The following is a 24,082-nucleotide window of genomic DNA, read 5'->3' on the forward strand; positions in this document are numbered from 1 at the left end:
TATCTGCTGTGCTCAGCGCGCCGCGGAGTGCCGCGCGAATTGACGTTCGTATCTATAACGGTACGGTGCCGCGGACTATTCCGCACCCGCATCCTGTCCGGCATCAGGGTACGAGGAACTGCTGGTCGGTTCAGAAGAACTTCACAGAGCTGATGGTGGCCTTATAGCCGCCATCGGTCTGCGGAAGTTCAGTGACCCAGAGGATGAGCTTGTCCGTCTCGACGTCTTCATCGAACTCCACGGTGACGGCGCCGTCCGCATCGAAGACGCCTTCGCCGATGACCTTCGCGTCCTCGGGGTCGTCCCCGTCACGGATCTCGAACTTGCCTCCGGAGTTCCCCGACGCCACCTTCACCTTGCTGATGGTGGACTCGTCCTCGAACTCGAAGAGCAGACCGACACCGGATTTGAGATTGCCGAAGCTCGCCGAGTTGTACCGGTCGGTGTTCCAGGATCCTTCGGCCTTGGGAATGACGTTCTCGGTTTCACTGTCGTGTTCCGATCCGTCGCCTTCGGGGTCGAGGGATTCGACCGTCTTGATCTTCGGAGGATCGGCTTTCGGAGTCTTCTTCTCTTCCTTCTTCGTCGGCTGCTCGCTCGCTGCGGACGTCTCGGAGACCGGAGTGGACTCCTCGTCTCCCGAGTTGAAGCCGATGATGACGATGCCGAGCACGATTGCGGCAACGACCGCGAGGCCGAGAACCAGCCACAGGAAGGGTTTCCGAGTGGAGGCTGGATCCCGCTCGTCGGGGCCTGCTCCACCCGAACCGCTGCCAGCACCGCCGGAAGCCGCGCTACCGCCAGCACCACCGGTGCCGGCACCCCCTGCCGTGGCTGAGGCAGCTGCGGGTGCGGAGCTCGAAGCCGCTGAACCGGAGGACTTGGCTGCAGCGCCCGCCGCCGCGGCAGCACCGGCAACGCCTGCTGCCGCGGCACCTGCTGTCCCGGCAGCCTTGTTTCGGTTCTTCACAGACCCAGCCTGGGCTGCACCGGTCGAATCGCTGTGCTGTTGGCGCGGTTTCCCGGCCTTGCGCTCAGCAGGGCGCACAGATTCGGAGCCCTCAGCCGCCTCGGCGCGGGACTCACCACCGGTGTTCCGGTTGTCGACTGCACTGCGATCGTCAACGGAGTCCGGGGACAGCCGGCGCATCTCGTTCGGCGGTGCGGCAGCATTGGCTTCCTGCTGACGGGCAGTCGAACTCGCCTCGAAGGCAGCAAGCCGCCTGCGCGCTTCGTCTTCCTTGGCCTTCGCGATCCGCCGTTCGCGTTCATACTCGCGTCGCTGATGCTCGCGCTGCTGTTCGTTGGTTTCGAACATGCCGCCGAGGAACCAGGAACCGTCGTCCTCGTCCTCGCCGTCCATGATCACGCGAGTATCGTTCTCATCGCCTTCGTCGTCGTTCTCGGGGACGATCTCAAGTGCCTGAGTGTCAGGATCCGAATCGTCTTCCCGGCTCATGATCGGGGTCGTGAGGTTCTCGTCGTATTCGTGCTCCGCATACTCCGAATACTCCGAGTACGTCTGCTCCGGCTGCCATTCCTCCCAGTCCTGAGCGGCGCTGTCGAGTTGTTCCTTCGCAATCGGGAAGCTCGAGGCCTCGCGCATCTGCATCCTGTCGGCATACCGGCCCGTGGTGCTTCCGACCACTCCGGCCGCCAGTCCCCGCGTTCCCGGACGAGTGATTCCGATGCGCACCAGGGCGGCCTGCACCTGATCTTCGCTGGCGCTGGTCGAACCGCCGGGACCGGGCCCGATGGTCTTCGAACGTGGAGCGGGCAGGCTGGTGGCCTCATCAAAGCTGCGCGGCGACTGATCGAACAGATTCTCGTTCTCCGCCACCGGAGCGCGATTGACGTAGCGCAGCAGTTCCGGGTCCCACTTGTCGATATAGCCGAGAACCTCGGCGACCGAACCCGGACCGGGATCCGAACCTGTGATGATTCCACTGACGAAATCATCGAGTCTGTCAGGGACCTCGGGGTTGAGCGCCTGCGCCCGGGCGATCCGGGCGTTCTCTTTCTCCGCAGGTGGAATGCCGTCGAATGCCTCTTCGCCGGGCCAGTATCCGGTCAGAGCCGTGTAGAAGAGCTGGACGAGCGCGAGGGCGTCTCGACGTGAGGCCTTTGTCGGCGTGTAGTCCTTCTGCTCGACGAGCCCGGTGTCCAGCGCCAGTGCCGCATCGATGCCGATGCCTGCGATGACCACCGCACCCTTCGACGTCAGACCGACCAGACTCGGACGCAGGAACATGTGGAACAGTCCCCGCCTGGCGGAGGTCACTAGCGCCGAGCCGACCTCGCCGATGAGTGCGCAGGCGGCGTCGACGGGCAACGGCGAACGGGGCAGGATCTGGTTGAACGGCGTCACCGCGATGCGCTTGATGACGATGTAGTCCAGTCCGTTGGAATGGCCGACGTCGAGGGTCGGGGCGATGCGCGGGTCACCGAGGATCGACACACGACGGGCGGCTTCGAGGACGTCGTTGGAACCGTCGGCATCGGCGACGAGGATGAGCACGGGTTCATCGAGGATCGCATCGAGTCCGGTACAGACGGCACCGACCTCGGGCTTTTCGGGAAGCCATCGGCGGTCGACGGTCGATACGACATAACGGCCGGCCACCACCATGCCGGGTTCGATATCGATCAGGGCGACCACCTCCGGTGGGGATTGACGGGGCTCAGGCTGTTTTCCTTAGTTTTCCAGCTACCACGCCAATAATCGAATGCAACTCTCTGACTCTGAGCAAATAACAAGCTCCGATGAAGAACAGGAGCATCACGGTGCCGACGGCAGCCGTGGTGATGAACGCCTGCCAGCGTCCTGCCAAGGCGAAGTCCGGGAAGAAGTAGAGCAGACCGAACCCAGCGCCTGCGGCGACGATCGCAGCGAGTAGGAACTTCACATGCGAGGTGAGGATTCCGCGCAGGTCGATGGCGCCGAGGCGCTTCTTCAGGACCGCAAACGAGATGATCATCGCCATCAGATAGCCGAGGCTCATGACGAGACCGATGATCGCCACCGTCACCGACTTCGGGAAGATCGATACCGAGAGCACCGCCAGGGACTGGAAGATGATCTGCGGCAGCTGGATGAGGAACGGGGTCTTCGCATCCCCGTAGGCGTAGAACACCCGCTGCGCGAGATAGTTCGCGCTGAAGGGAACGAGGCCGAAGACCATCGTGATGATGACCAGACCGATGGCCATGGCCTGTTCGCGACCAGGACCGGCAATGATCATCGCCACCGGTGAGGCGAGGACGACGAGGGCGGCGAGGGCGAAGGTGTTGACCATCCCGACCATCCGCACACCCATCGAGAAGTCGCCGACGACAGCCTCGGTGTCCTCCTCGGCCGCGTTCTTGGCCAGAGAGGTGAACAGCGCCGTGGCCAGGGACACCGCGATGAGCGAATGCGGGAGCATGAACACGAGGTAGGCGTTCGTATAAGCGGCGTTCGAGGCGTTTCCGTCGCCGGGGATCGACGCCCCCGAGGCGACGCGGGAGATGATGAGGAAACCGATCTGGCCGATGAGCATGGCTGCGAACGTCCAGAAGGCGACCTTGCCTGCCGAGCCGAGACCGACTCCCCGGAATCCGAACGTCGGCTTGTACCTGAAGCCGATGCGCTTGAGCGGCCAGATGAGGATGAGCGCCTGAGCCGCGACGCCGAGGGTCGCCGTTCCGGCGATGAGGGCGATCTTGTCCGGGGTCCAGGTGTCGAGCCCGTGCGGAGACGCATTGTTCGTGCCGAAGATGAGGATGAAGACGGCAAGTCCTGCGATCGCGACGACGTTGTTGAGCACCGGTGCCCACATATAGGGACCGAACGACGACTTCGCATTGAGCACCTGGCCCAGCAGCGTGTAGAGGCCGTAGAAGAACAGCTGCGGCAGACACCAGAAGGCGAAAGCCGTAGCCAGCGCCATCTGCTCCTCGCTCCACCCCGAAGAATAGAGCCAGACGAGCAGCGGGGCAGCAGCGGTGGCGATGATGCTCACACCGGCAAGGAGCAGGAACGACAGCGTCAACAGTCGGTTCGTGAAGTCGGCACCGCCGTCTTCCCGTTTGGAGGCACGCACGATCTGCGGGACGAGGACAGCATTGACCACACCGCCGGCCAGCAGCATGTAAAGGGTGTTCGGCACCTTGTTGGCTATATCGAAGGCATCGGCCTGGACCGCCGTGACTCCGATCGCCATGGCCAGCATCGAGGCTTTGACGAAACCGAGCACACGCGAGGTCATGGTGCCGGCGGTCATGATCGCCGAGGACCGGGCCAGGGATGAGAAGCTGGACACGCTCTACCTCTTTTCGGGGTCGTCGGTCTTGGCGCGGGCCATCGCATCGGCCAGCTGCTGTTCGGGGATCTTCGGTCGCCCCCGAGAAATGGTCTTGATCAAGCCGATCACGAACACCACGGCCAGTGCCAATCCGATCACAGCGGTGCCGATGTTCTCCCAATCGGCGCGGACCCGAACCATGAGTGATTCCTGCTTGGGCAGGACCACCTCGTCGGCGGTGACCATCTCGATCGTCGTCGGCACATCGGCGTTGGCGAGGCCCTCGACGGGCACGTCCACACGCATCGTCTCCGCGGCAGGCACCTTCACGGTCTCCGTCTCCTGCGCCCGCAGCTGCGGAGTGTTCGGCTTCATCCGGATCCGCAACGTCGCCTCGGCGGGGGAATCATTGACGATCGTGACCGGAATCGTCGTCTTCTCGCCGGTGACGAGGAGGACGGACGATCCCTTGCGCAGGTGCAGGCTGTCCATGAGATTCTCGCTCTGCTCGCGGGCCTGACCGGCGCAGATGTTCGCGTTCCGGCCCAGGGTCCACGCCGCCGAGGTGCAGGTGAGGAGTTCGCGGTCGAGTCGGATATCGGCGCTGTCACGGTCACTGAAGACGCTGTTGAAGTCCGCTTGGTTCTCCCGGGTCATGGCCAGCGATTCCACGGCCCTCTTGCGGATGTGCGGAGCGTCGGCCTCCGTCCGCAGCAGCCCGCGCGCCTCGGAACCGGAATCGAGGATCTTGTCGACTCCGGTGGGAGCGATCCACGGTGCCGAGCTCAGTTCCTCGACGGTCTGCTCCCAATTCGCCGAGGCGGCCGCGCGTGGGAGCGGAACGAACAGGCTGCGAGTGCGGTAGGGCGCCTCGGATTGGATCACCGCGGACTCCGCGACGAGCTCCGACAGTGCCCCGGCCGGGTTGTCCTCGGCGATCGCCTCGGCGCTCATGTCCGTGAGCTTCGTATCCGAGATGAGAGTGTCGATCGTCGACTCCCCGTCATCGGTGATCGTCGTCTGAGAATGCGCATCATCGTGGATGCCGGTGATCGAGGGCTGCTGACCATCGCTGAGGATCGCGGTGGAATTTCCGGACTTCTTCAGTGCCCGCAGCCCGTTCTTCGTCGCACTTCCGGCAACCGGCCAAGCGATGTCCGTGCGGGCATCGGGGAAGACGTCCTTGACGATCTCGCGCTGCTTCTGAGCGAAGGAGCTCAGTCGGTCTATCTTCGTCCCGCGCAGAGCACTGAGATCGGGATCGCCATAGGGCAGAGCGACGACCGTGTGCTTCTGTGCCGCCTCCACGAAGTCCTGATACCAGGAATCGAGGCGTTTGCGCTGCTTCTCTGCGGCTTCGAGTTCGGCACCGCTGGAATCGGCGTCATCGTTCTCCGGTGCTCCGACCGGTGGCGACTGAGTCTCCTCACCGCTTCCCCCGTCGGGCTCTTCGGTCTCCTCCGGTGCGTCGGCGGGAGTCGGTTCGGCGATGGCGGCTTCGAAGGATGCGATGATTCGGGGGTCGATCGCCAGAGCGAGCTCTTTGTGTTCCAGCAGCTTTGCGATCGTGTCGAGCGAACCGCCTTCGGCGATGGCGGCATCGAGCCGGTCGGAAGGGATGAGCCCGCCCTCGGAATGGCCGGGCAGAGTGACGGGAGCGAGCAGGCTGATCTTCGTCTGATCGAACTCCGGATCCGGGTACCACGTGGTGAAGCCGAGCGCAGAGGCTCGCAGACCGGTGTCGTCGCCGAGCTGAACCGCCAGCCCCCGCGGGCCCCAGGAACTTACGGGTGAGGACTTGCTCAGGTCGAGGTCATCGGCGGGCACGCGGAAGGTGAATTCCGCGGAGGTGCCGGGATCGATGGTGTCGTCGAACGAGGTGTCGAGGGTGATTCCCGAGCTGTCATCGGAATCGGCGTCCTTGTCCTTCTTCGCCTTCTTCCTCGCTTCGGTTCCATCATGTTCGAGATCGGCGACGGTGCGGTGCTGTGCCTGTCCCTGCTTCCAGGCGGTCAGGCGGGATTCGGAATCGAGCTTGCGAGTCGACATCTGCAGGCTCAGGCTCGGCTTCTCGACCGCCTTCTTCGTCGTGTTCGAGATCGTTCCCCGCACGGTCAGCGTGCCCTTGTCATCGATCCACGGAGTCACCTCGTCGAGGGTGATCGAGACCTCATCCTTCTTCGCATCGGTGTCCGCGTCGGTATTCGCATCGGTGCTGGCTGCGGCCGGGGCGGCATCGAGCAGCGGATATGCGAAAACCGGCCCTGCGAGCAGCAGGAGCGTGCTCAGCAGGGCGGTGAGGAATCGCAGTCGGCGGATGGGAATGGGTTTCACTGCTCCAGTCGGGACACCATCGGTCGGGCGGCGGCGACGATTCGGCGCTCATTGGCGAACGACAGTCGCGAACGCAGGTCATTGAAGGGCACCCACGCCGCATCGATCGCTTCTTGGTCAGGATCATTATCCACTGTCAGAGTCCCCGACTGTGCACGCAGCAGGAAATGGTGGACGAGTTTGTGGATCCGGATTCCGGTCACGGTGAACCAGTAGTCGACGGTTCCCAGCGGGCAGATGATCTGCCCCGCGATCCCGGTCTCCTCTTCGACCTCACGGCGGGCCGCCTCGGCGGGGGTCTCCGTTCCTTCGAGATGCCCCTTGGGGAGGCACCATTCGATCCGGCCGGCGCGATTGATGCGCGCGATGACGGCCACGGTCAGCAACGGGTGAGAGAAGTCGACAACGATGCCACCGGCGGAGATCTCCTCCACTGTGGTGCGGCGGGACGTGCGGGGTCCCGGCTTGGGCATCGGTGTGGTCATTCTCCTACCTTAGTAGGCGAAGCTTGGAAGTTTCGTGTCATCTGCTCCCGGTAGGCTTATGGAGATCGGAACTCACGCCTGGACGCGGGAGACGAGTTCCCATGGGCAAGAGCAGAGATCTGAAGAATTGAAGGAGCTCGGTGGATCCGCAGACCGCGCACAACCGACTGCACGACAAGCTCGACGAACTCGAGCACATCATCGGCCCGCTGGGTCAGAGGTTCTCCTCAGCCGGTTTCGAACTCGCCCTCGTCGGCGGTTCCGTCCGTGACGCGCTGCTCGGTCGCCCCATGCCCGACCTTGACTTCACCACCGATGCCCACCCCGACGACATCCTCGGACTGATCTCCGATTGGGTCGACACACATTGGGACATCGGACGCGAATTCGGCACCATCGGGGCCGTGAAGTCCGGTGTGCAGATCGAGATCACGACCTACCGCGCAGAAGCCTATGAAGAGGACTCGCGCAAACCTGTGGTCGCCTTCGGCACGGACCTCGACGCCGACCTCGTCCGCCGCGACTTCACGATCGGGGCGATGGCGATCCGGCTGCCCTCGAAGACGTTCGTCGACCCGCATCATGGATTCGACGACCTCATCGCCGGTCGCATCCGCACCCCCGGGGCCGCCGCGGACTCGTTCTCCGATGATCCGCTGCGGATGATGCGCGCGGCCCGGTTCACCTCTCAGCTCGGGCTCGACCCAGTGCCTGAGGTGGAAGAGGCGATGACGGCGATGGCCGATCGGATCGAGATCATCTCCGCCGAACGCGTCCAGGTCGAACTCGTCAAGCTCATCACCGGCATCGATCCGGTCGCCGGAATCGACCTGCTCGTGCGCACCGGAATCGCCGACCATGTCCTCCCCGAGGTGTCCGGACTGCAGCTCGAGACCGATGAGCATCATCGGCACAAGGACGTCTACCAGCATTCGCTGACCGTGCTGCGTCAGGCAGTCGAACTCGAGAGGCGATATGCCGCGGCTCAAGAGGAGGCCGGAATGGCCGACGAGGATCCGCAGCGCCTGCGCGTGCCGGACTTCGTCGTGCGTTTCGCCGCGCTCATGCACGATGTCGGCAAACCCGCCACTCGGCGTTTCCAGCCCGGCGGTGCCGTGACGTTCTACCATCACGACGCGGTCGGTGCGAAGCTCACGGCCAAGCGGATGAAGGCGCTGCGCTTCGACAAGGACACGACGAAGGCGGTCGGCCGCCTCGTCGAACTGCATCTGCGCTTCTACGGCTACGGCGATGCCGGGTGGACGGATTCGGCGGTGCGCCGCTATGTCACCGACGCGGGACGGCTGCTCTCGCGGCTGCACATTCTCACCCGTGCGGACGTGACCACCCGGAACAAGCGGAAGGCCGATCGGCTCGCGTTCGCCTATGACGACCTGGAAGAGCGCATCGAGGCCCTGGCGAAACAGGAAGAACTCGATTCGATCCGCCCGGACCTCGACGGCAAGCAGATCATGGCGATCCTCGATATCGAACCATCACCGCTGGTGGGCAAGGCGTACAAGCATCTGCTCGAGCTGCGGATGGAGCACGGGCCGCTCGGACGCGAACGCGCCGAGGCGGAGCTGCGCTCCTGGTGGGAATCCCACGGTCAGTGACCGACCCCCGCCTGCTCACCGGCTGATCAGTGCTGATAGCTTCGTAATCGTTTAGATTTGTGTGTGACGTCACATGATGTGACGGTGGCGAAAGGTGAGGAGACCACAATGACAGTGACCGAGGAGTTCCGCGCTGCCCGAGACAAGCTGATCGAGCTCCGCAGCGATTACGAGGCCGCGCGTGAACAGTTCGAATGGCCGCGTCTCACGCACTTCAACTTCGCACTCGACTGGTTCGACAAGATCGCCGAGAACAACGACAAGCCGGCTCTGTGGATCGTCGAACAGGACGGAACTGAGGGCAAGTGGAGCTTCGCGGAGCTCTCCGCTCGGTCGAACCAGGTGGCGAATCACTTCCGCCGCGCCGGGATCAAGCGCGGCGACCATGTCATGGTCATGCTCAACAACCAGGTCGAGCTGTGGGAGACGATGCTCGCCGGCATCAAGCTCGGTGCCGTGCTCATGCCGGCCACCACGCAGCTGGGCCCCATCGATCTCACCGACCGTGCCGAGCGCGGTCAGGCCGAGTTCGTCGTCGCCGGCGCCGAGGATGCCGCGAAGTTCGATGACGTCGATGTCGAAGTCGTCCGCATCGTCGTCGGCGGCGAGCCCACCCGCCAGCAGGACTACAGCTACTCCGATGCTGATGATGAGAGCACCGAGTTCGACCCTCAGGGCAGCTCGCGCGCCGATGACCTGATGCTCCTCTACTTCACCTCGGGCACCACCTCGAAGGCGAAGATGGTCGCCCACACTCATGTCTCCTACCCGGTCGGTCATCTCTCGACGATGTACTGGATGGGACTGACACCCGGCGACGTCCACCTCAATGTCGCATCGCCCGGCTGGGCCAAGCACGCCTGGTCGAACATCTTCACCCCGTGGATCGCCGAAGCCTGCGTCTTCCTCTACAACTACTCGCGCTTCGACGCCAACGCCCTCATGGAGACCATGGACCGCGTGGGAGTGACGAGCTTCTGCGCCCCGCCGACAGTGTGGCGCATGCTCATCCAGGCCGACCTCAGCCACCTGAAGAATCCCCCGACGAAAGCTCTCGGTGCCGGTGAACCCCTCAACCCCGAGATCATCGACCGCGTTCACAGCGAATGGGGTGTGCTCATCCGCGACGGCTTCGGTCAGACCGAGTCGACCCTGCAGATCGGCAACTCGCCCGATCAGGAGCTCAAATACGGTTCGATGGGCAAGGCCCTGCCCGGATTCGACGTCGTGCTCATCGACCCGGCGACCGGTGAGGAAGGCGACGAGGGCGAGATCTGCCTGCGCCTCGATCCTCGCCCCGTCGGATTGACCACCGGATACTGGAGCAACCCGGAGAAGACCGCAGAGGCCTTCGAAGGCGGTGTCTATCACACCGGCGATGTGGCCTCCCGTGACGAGGACGGATACATCACCTACGTCGGTCGCGCCGATGACGTGTTCAAGGCCAGCGACTACCGGCTCTCCCCCTTCGAACTCGAAAGCGTGCTCATCGAACACGAGGCCGTCGCCGAGGCGGCCGTCGTGCCCTCGCCGGATCCTGTGCGACTGGCTGTGCCCAAGGCGTATGTCGTGGTGTCGAGCAAGTTCGAGGCCGATGCCGAGACGGCCCGGTCGATCCTCGCCTACTGCCGTGAGAATCTGGCTCCGTACAAGCGCATCCGCCGACTCGAGTTCGCCGAGCTACCGAAGACGATCTCCGGAAAGATCCGTCGCGTCGAGCTGCGCGCCCGCGAAGACCAGCTGCATCCGTTCAGCGGCGAACCCGTCGTCGAGGGCAACGAGTACGCCGACACGGACTTCAACCTCAAGAGCTGAGCGGCGCCGCGACTCTCGTTCAAGCGGCCCAGCACTTTTCAGCCCGTATACCTGTGGCAAAGCGCTGGGCGGCTTGAACGAGGCGTCGCGGCTGGCGGCATCTGCGGAAAAGTGCGGGCACGCTTGAACGAGAAGGTACGCGCGCATGGTCGAGGTGCCCCGGCTGGCGACGCCGAGCACTGATCTGCGGGCAGACGTTTGAATGTGAGCAAACACGCACTCGTCATGGTTGATTCTCCCGCAGTGAAGTAAAATGCCTGGTGAGATGCCGAATGCGGGGTTACTCAGAGAACGGTTCGGTAACCTGGCGTGTCTGCAGGGCGTCAGGCTCAGCACTTTTTCATCCTCTACTAATGAATGCGTGCGAGACTGATTGGCGTCTTTGACCTTTTTCGGACCTCGTCGCCACGCATTGCGGCAGGCTGACTGACCTGGAGGACCTTGGGTGGCTAAGGGACAACACACAGCCAAGAACATCGGCAGGAATACGAAGAACCTGCTCAACTACCCGCGAGCGGGTGTGAGCGGATGGACCCGTTTCCTGCCGAGCATCCGCGTACTCGTCGTCGGCGGGCTCAGCCTCGTCATCGCCCTGTGCGTGGCGTTCGCCATCGGCTATGCCGCAACGGACATCCCCGAGCCGAACCTCGAGGCCACCGGTCAGACCTCGACGATCTACTACAGCGACGGCAAGACGCCGATCGGTCAGTACAAGGTCGAGGACCGCAAGTCAGTGGAGATCGACGAGATCTCCGAACCCATGCAGAAGGCCGCGATCGCCGCCGAGGACACCTCGTTCTACGAGAACCGCGGCATCTCGATCAAGGGTCTCTCCCGCGCTGTCGTCGGCGTGGCCACGAATAAGTACGCGGGTGGCGGTTCGACGATCACCCAGCAGTACGTGAAGAACTTCTACCTCACGAACGAGCATTCGCTTGATCGTAAGGTCAAGGAGATGTTCATCTCGCTCAAGATCGACCAGCAGCAGTCGAAGGACGAGATCCTCGCGAACTACCTCAACACCATCTACCTCGGCCGTCGTTCCTACGGCATCGAAGTGGCATCTCAGAACTATTTCGACAAGCCGGCCTCGGAGCTCAATGTCAGCGAGTCCGCTCTGCTTGCCGCGATGATCCAGCGCCCGGGTGCCGCCGATCCTTCGGACAACCCCGAGGCCTATCAGGACCGCTTCGACTACGTGGTCAAGAACATGGTCGACGAAGGCTTCATCACCGAGGAGCAGGCCGCCAAGGTCGAGATGCCCGAAGTGAAGAAGCAGAACAAGGAATCCTCGCTGTCCGGGCAGAAGGGCTACATGTGGGATTTCGTCCGTCGTGAAGCCCTGCGCAAGCTCGATATCGATGAGGCTCAGCTCGACCGCGGTGGCTACAACATCGTCACCACCTTCGACAAGGATCGTATGAAGGCAGCCGAGCAGGCCATCAAGACGCTTCCCCAGGACCAGCCCGAAGGAATGCAGGCCGGACTCGTCTCGATCGACCCCGACAACGGCGGAATCGAAGCTTTCTACGGTGGTAAGAACTACCTCGATCAGGCGTTCAATGCCTCGACCCAGAGCCATGTGCAGGCCGGATCGACGTTCAAGCCATTCGCGCTCGTCGCAGGTCTGGAGAACGGTGTCAGGCTGACCGATTCCTATCCCGGTGCCAGCCCGACGGTGCTCAACAACGACGGCACGCCGTGGCCGGTGCGCAACTTCGGCGGCTCGAGCTATGGCCCGGTGAGCCTGCTCAAGGCGACGCAGTCCTCGATCAATACAGCCTATGCGGCACTCAACGTGCAGGTCGGGCCCGACAAGACTGTCGACGTCGCCGAACGTGCGGGTCTGAGCGAGAACTGCACCGACAAGGAGATGAAGACCGGGGATACCGGCGGCTGCTCGATCGGTCTGACCCCGAACCCCTCCAATGTGCTCGGTACGCCCAGCGTCAAGCCCATCGACATGGCTTCGGCGTACGCGACCTTTGCGGCAAACGGCGTGCACCACGAGACGCACTCGATCAAGAAGGTCACGAAGGGTGCCGAGGACGAGGAAGTGTACAAGGCCGAAACCAAGGGCAAGCGCGTCTTCGACAAGGCAGTTGGTGCCGAGACCTCGTACGCCCTGAGCCAGGTCGTTCAGGGTGGTTCGGGCAGCTACGCCCAAAACCTCGGTCGTCCTGCTGCCGGCAAGACCGGTACGACGAACGAGAACAAGGCCGCATGGTTCTCCGGTTACACACCGAACCTCGCCACCTCGGTCGTGCTCTATCGTGAGGTCGACGGAAAGTCCGTGTCTATCGGCTCCTTCGGCGGTCGCGGTGAGGTCACCGGTGGTTCGTTCCCCGTTCAGGTGTGGACCGACTACATGCAGAAGGCCCTCCAGGGTGAGAAGGTCGAACAGTTCCCGGCTCGCGGCGAGCTTCCCGATAAGCCGAAGCCGAAGAACTCCAACCCGGCCCCGGCTCCGAAGCCCGAGCCGAAAGCACCGTCGGGCAGCAACGACGGCAGCGACGGGGACAAGGAGAAGGAAGAGCCCAAGGCTCCGATCGAGACTCCGAAGGACGACGAGGACAAGAACAAGGACTCCGACGGCGACGAGAAGGGCAAGGAAGAAGGCTCTGAAGACGGCACCGACGGTGACGGCGGCTCCAAGGAAGATCCGCCGAAGACTAAGAAGCCGGCTCCGTTGCCTGTAGATCCTCCCGGTGACTCGGACAATGAGGGTGATGGCGGCGGCTCCGGAAGCGATTCGAAGAACGGCAGCGACGATGGCGGATCGGAGAACGGCGGTGGATCCAACTCGGACGATTGACAGCAACAATGGCGGCTGACCGGTAACCTCGAGTCATGCCCTCGAAGTCCAGCACCCGGATCGCCGAGCCTCTGCTCGGCGGTCCGGTCGGCATTCACCTCGGTGCAGCCGGTCGCCGGTTCCGCAGCGCGCAGGCCTCTGCGCTGGCTGCGGTCCTCGGCGTCACCACCTTCCTCGCTCTGGCTCTGCAGGGCCCGTGTCTGAGCTCGGGATACGAACAGCCGTCCGCCTCGGCGAGGATGTGCGCAGGGCCGCTGTCCACGGCCTTTATCGGTGACACCAACCCCGACGTGCTCGGGCGCGCGCACGGCGGAGCGGCGGCCCTGGCCCCGCTGGAAGCTCGCCTGGTCGACCTGTTCCAGCTGTTCACCAACGACGTCTCCCTCTTCATGGTCGTCGTGCTCCTGCTCAACACGGCAGGCATCGCGGCACTCGGCGCCGGACTCCTCGTCCTCGCCCGCTTCCGGGGGTGGCTGGTCGCGGTCTACGTCTCCCCGCTCATCCTCTTCACCCTCGGCTCCACTCTCGACCCGATTGCCCTCGCGCTGGCGGTGTGGGCGATGGTCATCTTCTTCGGAAGCCCACCGCTGCGCCCGCGCGGGTGGTTGGCCGGAGTGCTGTTGGGCATCGCGACGTTCATCAATCCGCTCGCCCTCCTCGTGCTCCTCGCCATGACTGTGACCGGGCCGAACCCGGCACGGGGACTGAAGCCGCGCAATCCGCGGATGATGCTCGCCGCGGCCACGGTCACCTCGGCGGTGCTGCTCGTCGTCGATCTCAGCGCGATCGACCGGATCATCCACTGGTACTCCGATGCCGTCGACGGCGGATCCTTCGCCTCGATCCTGCTCATGGCCGAACTCGGCGACGTGTCCGTCTGGGCCCCGCTGTGGATCATCGTCAGCGCCGGAGTGGTCCTCGCCGTCACCGTCTCCCTCTACATGGTCCGCCGCACGGGTCTCGACCCGGCCGTAGCCGCATGCCTGCTCATCGGCGGCTGCCTGCTGCTTGCGCCGGGACTCATGCCCTGGGACAGCCTGTGGCTGCTGCCCTTCATCGCCCTGTCCGTCCGCCGCTGGTGGGTGCTCATCGTCTGGACCCTCGCCGAGGCGGTCTTCGCCGTCGCCGTCCAACTCGGCGATGTGTCGGGGTTCGAAGTCGATGAGGGACTCGACTCCACCTTCGTCGCCCTGTTCACCCTGCTGCGGCTGCTCGCTCTCGTCCTCGTCGTGATCATGGCCGGTGAGAACCTCTACCGGCGAGGTATCCGCGGTCGCATGGCTGCGTCGGCGCCGCCTCGGCGAGAAGAGATCGACGATCCTGGCGACGCACTGGAACATCGGGCTGCCGGACGTAAGGAAGAGCACGAATCCGGACATGACAGTCAGCGCACCGGTCGATTAGACTAGTGAGGTCTGTTCCCATTTCGTGACGATCACGAGACGGGGAGCGGGCGTGCATATACCCTCCTGCCATGGACCGACCATGGCCGCAAAGACCAGAGGAGGTGGGTGACATATGCGTAAGTACGAGCTCATGCTCATTCTTGATAACGACCTCGAAGAGCGGACGCTGGCTGACACCGTGAACAACCTGATCAAGGTTGTCCCGGCTGAGAACGGCACCGTCGACAACGTGGATATCTGGGGACGTCGTCGCTTCGCGTACGAGATCCAGAAGAAGTCCGAAGGCTACTACGTCGTGGTTGATTTCCACGCCGAGCCTGCAACGACCAAGGAACTCGATCGTCAGCTCGGACTCAACGAGTCCGTTCTGCGTACGAAGATCCTCCGCCCGGACGCCAAGTAAGGCATCTTAAGCTACCTCGCTTCTAGGAGATTCAATGGCAGGCGAAACAGTCATCACGGTCGTCGGGAACCTCACCAGCGATCCCGAACTGCGCTTCACACCGAACGGTGCGGCAGTCGCTAACTTCACCGTGGCCTCGACGCCGCGTATCTTCGACCGTCAGGCCAACGAGTTCAAGGACGGAGAGACTCTCTTCCTCCGCTGCTCGGTGTGGCGTGAAATGGGAGAGAACGTCGCCGAATCTCTGCAGCGCGGTACTCGGGTCATCGTTCAGGGCCGACTGAAGTCCCGGTCCTTCGAAACCAAGGAAGGCGAGAAGCGCACGGTCATGGAGCTGGATGTCGACGAAGTCGGCCCCAGCCTGCGACGCGCCACCGCCCAGGTCTCGAAGAACAGCCCCAGCGGCGGAGGAAACTTCGGCGGTGGCGGCGGCAACTTCGGTGGCGGCAGCCAGGGCGGGGGCGGCCAGCAGGGCGGCTTCGGCAACCAGCAGTCCTCCGGCTGGGGCAACAATCCTCAGCAGGGCGGCCAGCAGGGCGGTCAGCGCCAGGGCTACAGCCAGGGCGGCAACAACGCACCCGCCAATGACCCGTGGGCATCATCGAACCCGCAGAGCGGCAACGGCGGCTGGGGCAACCCCGGCGCCGATGAACCCCCGTTCTGATCCACGTCTTCACGACATTTCGAGACATTCGTTAACAGGAGATACTCATGGCAAAGCCAGAGATCCGGAAGCCTATCAAGAAGAAGGCTAATCCGCTCAAGAAGGGCGAAGCGGCGAACATCCACTACAAGGACACCGCTACGCTCCGTAAGTTCATTTCCGACCGCGGCAAGATCCGTGCACGTCGCGTCACCGGTGTGACCGTGCAGGAACAGCGCGTCATCGCAAAGGCCGTCAAGAACGCCCGCGAGATGGCACTTCTGCCCTACTCGAGCTCAGCTCGCTGATCGGAGGGAAAGAATAATGCCTAACCGCAAAGTGATTCTGAACCAGGAAGTCGACGGCCTCGGTGCCGCCGGCGACGTCGTCGAGGTTCGTGCCGGATACGCACGCAACCTGCTTCTGCCTCGTGGCTGGGCTTCGGCCTGGTCCGCCGGCGCTGAGAAGCACATCGAGTCTCTGCGCAAGGCCCGTCAGGCCAAGCAGATCGCTGATCACGACGAAGCCATCAAGGTCAAGGGCGAACTCGAGTCGACCACGGCTCGCATCGACATGAAGGCCGGCAAGAACGGTCGCCTCTTCGGCGCCGTCACCCCCGCCCTCGTGGCCGAGGCCCTGCAGACCGCGACCGGACGCGAGTTCGATCGCCGTCAGGTCGCCCTGACCGGTCACGTCAAGACCCCCGGCAGCTACAACGCTGTTGTGCGCGTCGGCGACGAGATCACCGCGAAGATCAAGTTCGAGGTCATCGGCAAGGCCTGATCAAGGCCTTGTCCGGGCGTCCCAGTCCGGATGATTCGGACGTGGTGAGGGCCTGAACGGCCCCACCGCACCACCGCCGAGGCGGCACCTGGGTTCAGGTGCCGCCTCGGCGTTATTCATGGGGTTGGCTGGGCGTTGCGGCGGGGTTGGGCGCCGCAGTGGGTGTCAAATGACGCAGGCGGCGTGCATCCGCACGGAAGCGGGCGAGGTGCCACGTCGCGGCAGTGGTGTGCGTTGGGCCGGCGGGATGGGCCGGTGCGATGGGCGCCTCTGTGTGGAGACATCCCTACGCGTTCGTGGCTTCACGGCTCGTTGCTCCCAAAACGTCGCGGGAGTCGCACACCCTCTCGTTGCACTGGTTCGGTGTGGCACTCACGGTGAAGGATGCTGCGGGGTGCGACGGCGGGATGCTGCGATGCGGTCCGGACGCTGCGGGACGATGGGAAGGTATGGGTCAGGTGAAGAGCTTCTGGCCGATCATCGTGTCGCCGGTGCCGATGCCGGGCGGGATGGCGAACAGCGCCGAGGCCTGATGCTGCAGGTACTCGGTGAGCAGGTCCTTCTGTGCCATGGTCTTGAGGATCGGATAGAAGTTCGTCCGCGGGTCCCGCACATAGGCGATGAAGAACAGCCCCGCATCGAGGCGGCCGAGCGAATCATTGCCATCGGTGAAGTTGTATCCTCGACGCAGCATCTTCGCCCCCTTGTGGTGTTCGGGAGCGACAATGGCGATGTGCGACCGCGCATCGATCGCCGGTGCGCCCTCCGCGTTCTTCGCAGAGAAGTCGATGGTGGTGAACTCTTCATCCGCGGTGGGTTCTGCCACGGACTGCGGGGCGCCATAGCGTTTGTCGCGGCCGATGATGTCTTCCTGTTCAGCCAAGGACACTCGGTCCCAGATCTCCAAGTACATGTGGATCTTGCGAGCCATGAAGTAGGTGCCACCGGCCAGCCAGCCATCGGAAGCCGGATCATCACCAGACTGTACCCACAGGTGCTTGTCGAGTTCGCCGTCGGCGTCCTCGCTCTTGATGTTGTTCGTCCCGTCCTTGAACCCGAACAGGTTGCGCGGCGTCTCCTGCTCAGTCGACGTCGAAGAGGTGCGGCCGTAGCCGATCTGCCCCCACTTGAGCTTCGCAGTGCCGAAAGCGATGCGAGTGAGGTTGCGGATCGCATGGACGGCGACCTGCGGATCGTTCGCGCAGGCCTGGACGAGCAGATCCCCATTGCTTTCAGAGGCATGGATGGCTTCATTCGCGAACTTCGGCACACCGTCCTTGAGCACCTGCGGCATCTTGCCCTTCAGGCCGAAACGATCCTTGCCCGACTCATCGACGAACAAGGTGGCACCGAAGCCGAAGGTGATCGTCAGCCCGCTGGCCGGATAGCCCCACACCTCACCGGAATCCTTCGGCGGCAGTTCGGTATTCGCGTCCGGAGCGCCACCAACCAGGTCACCGGCACTCATCTGTTCCGCCGCCACCGTCCAATCCTCGAGGAGGCTGATGAGCGCTTGACGGTCCGAGGTCGTGACATCGAAGGCCACCGTGTACATATTGTCCTGAGCGGGAGTGAGGATGCCCTGCTGCTTCTCAGCCCGGAAGGGATAGCTTAGATGGACGGCGGACTGCTTCTTCTCCTGCGTTCCGCGCACGGCATAACCGACCGCACCGCCCCCGACACCAGCGATGCCGAGAGCACCTGCGGCCCCACCGAGGGCAAAGAGCCGACGCCTCGGAATCCCGCGCACCTTGCCTTCGGTGGAACCCGCCTCGATGGGTTCGTCATTGCTCATGCTCGTACTCCGACAGACTTCAGCGCAGGATCGTGCCGCTGACCTGCGACAGGGGTTCGCTCAGGGCATTGACTGCGTCTGAGAGTTCCTGCTGGGCTTTGGTGTAGTCGGTGTCCTTCGGAGCTTCGCCGGCGTCCTTTTGCACTGCCGCGACCTTCGAATAGTCCTTGTAGAGGATATTGCCCTCATCGTCCTTGCCGGTCTGGTACTTCTTGAGCACCGTCTTCACACCGTCGAGGTTCGTTGTGATCTTCTTCGCGAGCTCGGGATCCTGGGCTTCGACGAGCTTTTCGACATTGCCGTAGGCCACCTCGGCGCCTTCGATATTCGCGTGGAAGTCAAAGAGGTCGGTGTGTGAGAAGGTCTCCTCTTCGCCGCCGATCTTCGACAGTGCGACCTCTTCGAGCAGCGCGGATGCACCCGTGGCGACATCGGAGAGTTTGAGTTCGAACGTACCGCTGGCGCCGTCGACCTTGCCGTAGACGAGGTCGTAGAGGGTCTTCGTGTCCTCGTTGAGTTTGTCTGCGACCTTTTTCCGTTCGGCCCCGGACTCGAACTTATAGCCTTCGGACTTGTCCGTGAACAGATCGGCTTCGATCCGGTGCCAACCGGTCCAGTCGGCCAACACCTCGGGGTCGTTGGGCTTCTTCCCGGCATCAGCCGAGAGGTCCTGGACTCGGGCGTCGAGCGCACCGTCGAGGTCTCCGGCCTTTTTGATGCCGAAGGACTCGGCGGTCGGTTCGATGCGTTCATAGTGCTGACGCGCCAACGGATAGAGGGCCTTCGCCTTCTCGGTATCACCCGAGGTGTAAGCATCGCTGAAGTCCTTCGTGGCATCGACGAGCTGACCGACCTGGTCCTTGACGTAGCCGGTGTAGTTCGTGATCGCCTTGTCCTCGGCGGCTTGGGTGTCGCTGTCGACGGAGACGTCTTCGCCCTTCGTTACGGCGAACTTCGCCAGTCCCACGAAATCGCCGACCATATTCGGCTTGCATGCCGTGTAGTACGTGCCTTCTTCGAGTGCTGTGGTCACCGTAGTCGTCGTGCCCGGGCCGATGTTCTCCTTCTCGGATTCGATCTGGAGTTTGTTCTCGGCGAGGATCTCGAACTCGTTCGGCTTCGTGCCGTTGTTCGTCACGGAGAAGCTCACCTTGCCCGAAGGCAGTGTGGCGGGGCTGACCTCACAGGTGTCATCGGTGATGGTCACCGTGACAGTGTCGCCGGAGGCAGAGGCATCGTCCTTCTTGTTCTGCGGATTGTCGGTGCAGGCTGCTAGCGACAGGGCGAGCAGAGTGACCGTGGGCAGAGCGATGAGAGCGGAATGGCGATTCATGGATGTCCTTGCAGATGAGACTGGTGAATGAGGATGGTGCTCTGGTGCGGCCGGGCCGCACCAGGGGCGGTGTGGCAGATCAGGGATGGGGCGTGGTCGCCGATGATCTCGCCTCGACCGCCGCCGAGGTGGGGCCCGCCTCGGCGAGGGTGTGCCCTTCCGTCGGGGCGGGGGTCGTCCCGCCCTTCTTGCGTGGCGACTTCCCGTGGACCTGGCGGAAGAAGATGATGGCCACGGGAACGATGTAGATGATCCAGCCGATGGTCTGGAGCACCGTGGGTTGGACGTTGACCTGGAAGATCGCCTGTCCGAGGACGTAGAGCCAGTAGATCGGCGACGTGGGTTCCGGCAGCAGGTGGCTGAAGTCCCACGCATGGTTCATGATGCCGGGCAGGACTCCGGCTTCCTGCAGATCGCTGATGCCGTAGGCGAAGATTCCGGCGGCGACGAGGATGAGGAAGTAACCGGTGACGGAGAAGAACAGCTTCATGTTGATCTTGCGCGAACCGCGGTAGATGAGCCAGCCGAGGATGAGCGAGAGCAGCAGCCCGGTGACGACGCCGGCGGTGGTGGCGATGACGTTGTTCTCCACCGAGGAGCGGACCGTGGCCCAGATGAACAGCGCGGATTCCGCGCCTTCCCTGCCGACGGCGAGCACGGCGAGCCAGACCAGACCCCAGCCGGACGAGCGCTTGTCCAACGAGGCGGCCATCGACGATTCGAGTTCACCTTTGAGTGCGCGTGCGTGCTTGCCCATCCAGAAGATCATTCCGGTCACCAGGGCAACGGTGATGATGGAGAGCACGCCGCCGATGATCTCCTGCGCCTGATAGGTCAGGGTCTTCGGCCCCCAGGTCAGCAGGGCGCCGATGCCGAAGGGGATGAGTGCGGCGAGACCGACGCCGAGCCAGAGTTTGGGCAAGACGTCTCGTCGACCGGTCTTGACCAGGTAGCCCACGAGGATGCCGATGACCAAGGTGGCCTCGAGACCTTCGCGCAAGGCGATGAGGAGGTTCGCGACGAACATCTGACTCGCTCTCGTCAGTTCGTCGAGGCGGGTGTTCGGGCCGTCTCGAAAGGGGATGAACGAATTTAGCCTAACCTAAGGTCGGCTGATTCAGTGTACATCCAGTTTCGTGGTGCTGCGGACGCGAGAAATCACGCGAATTTCAGCGGCGGCAGGGGTGATTGTCGGATTCGACAGGTGGATCGGAATCAGGATCAGAGGTCGAGAGGATCCTCGGCGGGGTAGGTGAGGTTCCCATCGTCGCCAAGTCGTGCACCCTCGCTGAGCTTCGCCGCATCGACATGTCCCGCGCCGAGGATGTGTGAGACCGCGAGGCCGCGGGCAAGCAGCTGGTCGGCGATGATCCTGCGGTGGCAGCGCCACCACACCGCCTCTGAGCACATGAGGACGCAGCGTTGGGTCGTCGACCATTCGATGAGGATGTCGAGGTCGGTGTGGAACTCTTCGGAGAGGCAGTGGTCGGCGTAGTTGTGGAAGCTGCGGTTCTGCCACCAGGCATTCGTCTCAAACGGCACGGTACGGCTGACGGGGCGGCGTCCGGTCAGTCCCTCGAGACGGCGCAGTTCGATCCCCGCCTCGGCGAGGTCGGTCTCAAGGGTATCGGCGTTGAACCAGGGGTACTTGTTCGAACCGGGCAGTTTCCGGACGTCGAAGACCGCCTCGGTGCCGGTATCGGTGAGCAGTTCGATGAGTTCGTTCAACTCTCGGTTCGAATGCCCGACCGTGAGGACGGCCGGCAGGTCGGACTTGGCGGTACCGGCAGGACCGGTGGCCGCCTCGGTGGAAGCGACGCGACCGGTCCAGCTGGCGTTCATATCCGGTCGATCAACCCTCGGAGAGGTCGGCGATGAGGGCGTCGATGAAGGATTCGCAGGCGGCGATCTGGTCGAGTTCGATGAACTCGTCGGGTGCGTGAGCCTGGGCGATGTCTCCGGGACCGCAGACGACGGTCGGGATGCCGGCTTCGGAGAACAGCCCCGCCTCGGTGCCGTACGTGACCTTGTCATCGGTGGCGATGGCGCCCCAGTTCGCGGCGAGCGAGACGATGTCCGCATCGGCCGGAGTCTCGCAGCCGGGAGCTTCGGCTTCGATCGTGAAGTCGACACCGGCGGTCTCGTTCTCGGCCGCCATGGCTCGACCGAGGCGTTCGGCTTCGGCGCGGAAGCGTTCGATGAGGGCCTCGCGGTCCACGGAACCGAGCGATCGGAACTCGAACTGGACGGTCGCCTCGGCGGGGATGGTGTTGACGGCGATGCCGCCGGTGAACGTGTTCGCCGTGACCGAGGTGAAGGGCACGACATAGGCCTCGTCGAAGGGCCCTTCGGTGCGGAATTCGGCTGCGACGGCGTGGACGAAGGCGACGAATTCGGAGGCATAGGCGATGGCATTGACGCCTTCGGGGGTGAGCGAGGAGTGGGCGGCGACGCCATGGAAGTCGACGCGGAAGACGTTCATCGATTTGTGGCCGCGGATGGCGCGCATGCTCGAGGGTTCGCCGACGATGCAGCCGCGGGGCGCCAGGCCCTCCTCTGTGATGGCTTCGACGAGGGAGATGGCGCCCACGCAGCCGATCTCTTCGTCATAGGAGAATGCGAGGTGGATGGGTTCGCTGAGTTTCGCGGACTTGAGCGCTTCGAGGCGCGAGAGGATGACGCCGATGAAGGACTTCATGTCGGCACTGCCGCGGGCAAAGTACTTTCCGTCGCGGATCTCGGGAGTGAATGGGTCGGAGGACCAGTCCTGGCCGTCGACGGGGACGACGTCGGTATGTCCGGACAGGACGATGCCTCCGCTGGTCGTGCCGTCGGCTGCGGGGATGGTTGCGAGCAGGTTCGCCTTCGTGCCCTCCGGGTTCGGGATCCGGCGTGATTCGATGCCGGCGGCCTGGAGGCGGGCTTCGACGTGGTCGATGAGCGGGAGGTTCGTGTCCCGGCTCGTCGTGTCGAAGGTGATGAGATTCGTGATCTCGGTGATGGTGGCCTCGGCGGGTGTCGATGGCACGACTGCTCCTGACTCTCGGATGCGGGTGGTCTCGGTTCGGTCAGATCGCTGCGTCTGCGGGAGGGCCGCGGCCCCGGGCAGGACAGCGGTGACCAGACGACTTCACTCTACGGGGCGGACGCGTGCCGTGTGGGACCGGCCCAGTGGGTGGGCACTGTTCAGCCTTGAGCGCGCAGCTTTTGAACCATGAGGGTCCCATATTCAGGCCCCAGCGAGGACGAGAAGTGCCTCGTTCCGCGCATCGAGACCGTCGTCGGGGATTTCGGCGGACATCTCTTCGCGCATGACCGCTCTCTTCACTGGATCCATCGTCAGCTGAGCCGAATAGGTGAAGACCATCGACAGCCAATCGTGCTTCGAATAGTGAAGGTCCTCGACGAAAGTGGTCTCATTCGGGGTGAAACCGGCGTCCTGCAGTTTTGTGAGCGCCGGATGTTCGACGGGTTCGACCTCCCGCGTGGACTCAGCTGTACCGCTGCCCGCCCTCGCCTCTTGGCTCGCTTCGGTGCCCCGGCTTGCTCTCGAACCGAGACTCGCGGTCCTGCCGTCGGCATGAAAGCGAGCGATGACCGCATCGAGCCGGGTCTTCAGCTCACTGATGGATTCGATATCGTTCCAGGCCAGAGCCAGGATTCCACCGGGGCGGAGCACCGTGCGAACTTTCGGCAGAGCAGCCAGAGGATCGAGCCAGTGGAAGGACTGACCGAAGCTGACGAGATCGAAGGTCCGGCCCTGCGGGTCCCAGTTCTCGAACGCCGAGACTTCCACATCGAGGCCTTTGGCTTGAGCGATTGCGGCCATCGCGGGATCTGGTTCGACGGCTAGTATCTCAGCGCCTGCTGACCGGAGCTGGGACGCGAGAATGCCGGTACCGGAACCGACGTCGAGGATGCGCGGAGCACCCGAGGTTCGATCGCCGGTGGACGGCAGTGAGGCATCCGTTCGAGAGCCGGTGCCAACTGCGGCTGCTTGCATAATCGCTGTGACGAGGGCGGATGGGTACTTCGGTCGGAAGACGTCGTAGTCCTGGGCCACCTCGCCGAAGGATTCTGCACGTTCACGATTCTCGAAGTACTCCATCCACGTAGCCTAACGTTCCACGGTCGGGCAGGGCCGCCTCGGCGACTGTCACGAAGGCGCATCTCTCATGAGTCGTGGCGTCTCCACCCGGTGCACCGGGGAGATATGGGATCGGCGAGGTGGATAGCAGGGAGCGCGGGGAAGTAGGAGCAACGGTGAGGGATGCTCGCGGGAAATGGGGCGGCCCGAGCGGCGGGGCTCTCCGCGGAATTCCCAGGTGCGAACCCGCCTGCGGATGCGTGTGGAGGGGCAGGGTTTCGCTA

Annotated in this window: 18 protein-coding genes; 8 read left to right on the forward strand and 10 right to left on the reverse strand. The window is 63.6% G+C overall.

Going from position 1 to position 24,082, the window contains the following annotated elements:
• Positions 1–130: 130 nt before the first annotated feature.
• Genes HK108_RS15570 through HK108_RS15585 form a run of 4 tightly spaced genes read right to left on the reverse strand, consistent with a single transcriptional unit; the run spans position 131 to position 7,102 of the window.
• Positions 131–2,659, reverse strand: a complete 2,529-nt coding sequence (locus HK108_RS15570) for a protein kinase family protein (RefSeq protein ID WP_181272182.1) — start codon at positions 2,657–2,659, stop codon at positions 131–133.
• A 22-nt stretch (positions 2,660–2,681) separates the two neighbouring features.
• A complete protein-coding gene (gene murJ / locus HK108_RS15575) occupies positions 2,682–4,301 on the reverse strand; it encodes a murein biosynthesis integral membrane protein MurJ (protein ID WP_181272183.1) in 1,620 nt (539 codons plus the stop codon).
• 3 nt (positions 4,302–4,304) lie between these two features.
• Positions 4,305–6,617, reverse strand: a complete 2,313-nt coding sequence (locus HK108_RS15580) for a DUF6049 family protein (RefSeq protein WP_229664218.1) — start codon at positions 6,615–6,617, stop codon at positions 4,305–4,307.
• Positions 6,614–7,102 (reverse strand): NUDIX domain-containing protein, encoded by a 489-nt coding sequence (locus HK108_RS15585; protein ID WP_025779589.1) that lies wholly within the window; start codon positions 7,100–7,102, stop codon positions 6,614–6,616. The genes HK108_RS15580 and HK108_RS15585 overlap by 4 nt, the downstream gene beginning before the upstream one ends.
• A gap of 140 nt (positions 7,103–7,242) precedes the next feature.
• Here HK108_RS15585 and HK108_RS15590 point away from each other — a divergent pair, with 140 nt between their 5' ends.
• From HK108_RS15590 to rplI, 8 genes are all read left to right on the forward strand, one after another.
• On the forward strand, positions 7,243–8,718 hold the full coding sequence (locus tag HK108_RS15590) for a CCA tRNA nucleotidyltransferase (RefSeq protein ID WP_181272184.1): 1,476 nt from the start codon (positions 7,243–7,245) through the stop codon (positions 8,716–8,718).
• 108 nt (positions 8,719–8,826) lie between these two features.
• The gene (locus tag HK108_RS15595; protein ID WP_181272185.1) at positions 8,827–10,533 is read left to right on the forward strand and encodes an AMP-binding protein; all 1,707 of its coding nucleotides are present in this window, start codon (positions 8,827–8,829) and stop codon (positions 10,531–10,533) included.
• Positions 10,534–10,978: 445 nt separating this feature from the next.
• On the forward strand, positions 10,979–13,348 hold the full coding sequence (locus HK108_RS15600; protein ID WP_229664219.1) for a transglycosylase domain-containing protein: 2,370 nt from the start codon (positions 10,979–10,981) through the stop codon (positions 13,346–13,348).
• 35 nt (positions 13,349–13,383) lie between these two features.
• Positions 13,384–14,757 carry a glycosyltransferase family protein gene (locus HK108_RS15605; RefSeq protein ID WP_181272186.1) on the forward strand — a complete coding sequence of 458 codons (1,374 nt, stop codon included), beginning with the start codon at positions 13,384–13,386 and terminating at the stop codon, positions 14,755–14,757.
• A gap of 109 nt (positions 14,758–14,866) precedes the next feature.
• Positions 14,867–15,157 carry a 30S ribosomal protein S6 gene (gene rpsF / locus HK108_RS15610; RefSeq protein WP_025779601.1) on the forward strand — a complete coding sequence of 97 codons (291 nt, stop codon included), beginning with the start codon at positions 14,867–14,869 and terminating at the stop codon, positions 15,155–15,157.
• Between the two features lie 34 nt (positions 15,158–15,191).
• Positions 15,192–15,821, forward strand: coding sequence for a single-stranded DNA-binding protein (locus HK108_RS15615; protein WP_172173179.1), 630 nt, complete (start codon positions 15,192–15,194; stop codon positions 15,819–15,821).
• A gap of 47 nt (positions 15,822–15,868) precedes the next feature.
• Positions 15,869–16,108, forward strand: coding sequence for a 30S ribosomal protein S18 (rpsR, locus tag HK108_RS15620; RefSeq protein ID WP_025779604.1), 240 nt, complete (start codon positions 15,869–15,871; stop codon positions 16,106–16,108).
• 16 nt (positions 16,109–16,124) lie between these two features.
• Entirely contained in the window at positions 16,125–16,583 is a 459-nt protein-coding gene (rplI, locus tag HK108_RS15625) for a 50S ribosomal protein L9 (protein ID WP_101546503.1), read from the forward strand.
• 454 nt (positions 16,584–17,037) lie between these two features.
• On the opposite strand, the gene HK108_RS15630 is transcribed toward rplI, so the two are convergent.
• From HK108_RS15630 to HK108_RS15655, 6 genes are all read right to left on the reverse strand, one after another.
• Positions 17,038–18,378, reverse strand: a complete 1,341-nt coding sequence (locus tag HK108_RS15630; RefSeq protein WP_181272187.1) for a Dyp-type peroxidase — start codon at positions 18,376–18,378, stop codon at positions 17,038–17,040.
• A 19-nt stretch (positions 18,379–18,397) separates the two neighbouring features.
• Entirely contained in the window at positions 18,398–19,711 is a 1,314-nt protein-coding gene (gene efeO, locus HK108_RS15635) for an iron uptake system protein EfeO (protein WP_181272188.1), read from the reverse strand.
• A gap of 79 nt (positions 19,712–19,790) precedes the next feature.
• Positions 19,791–20,738, reverse strand: coding sequence for an iron uptake transporter permease EfeU (gene efeU, locus HK108_RS15640; protein ID WP_181272189.1), 948 nt, complete (start codon positions 20,736–20,738; stop codon positions 19,791–19,793).
• 194 nt (positions 20,739–20,932) lie between these two features.
• Complete coding sequence (locus HK108_RS15645; protein ID WP_181272190.1) at positions 20,933–21,553, reverse strand: DUF488 domain-containing protein; 621 nt, start codon at positions 21,551–21,553, stop codon at positions 20,933–20,935.
• A 10-nt stretch (positions 21,554–21,563) separates the two neighbouring features.
• Positions 21,564–22,739: an acetylornithine deacetylase gene (gene argE / locus HK108_RS15650; RefSeq protein ID WP_229664220.1), complete on the reverse strand. Its 1,176-nt coding sequence runs from the start codon at positions 22,737–22,739 to the stop codon at positions 21,564–21,566.
• Positions 22,740–22,940: 201 nt separating this feature from the next.
• The gene (locus HK108_RS15655) at positions 22,941–23,819 is read right to left on the reverse strand and encodes a class I SAM-dependent methyltransferase (protein WP_181272191.1); all 879 of its coding nucleotides are present in this window, start codon (positions 23,817–23,819) and stop codon (positions 22,941–22,943) included.
• Positions 23,820–24,082 lie beyond the last annotated feature (263 nt).

Source organism: Brevibacterium sediminis (genome assembly GCF_013623905.1).
Lineage (GTDB): Bacteria > Actinomycetota > Actinomycetes > Actinomycetales > Brevibacteriaceae > Brevibacterium > Brevibacterium sediminis.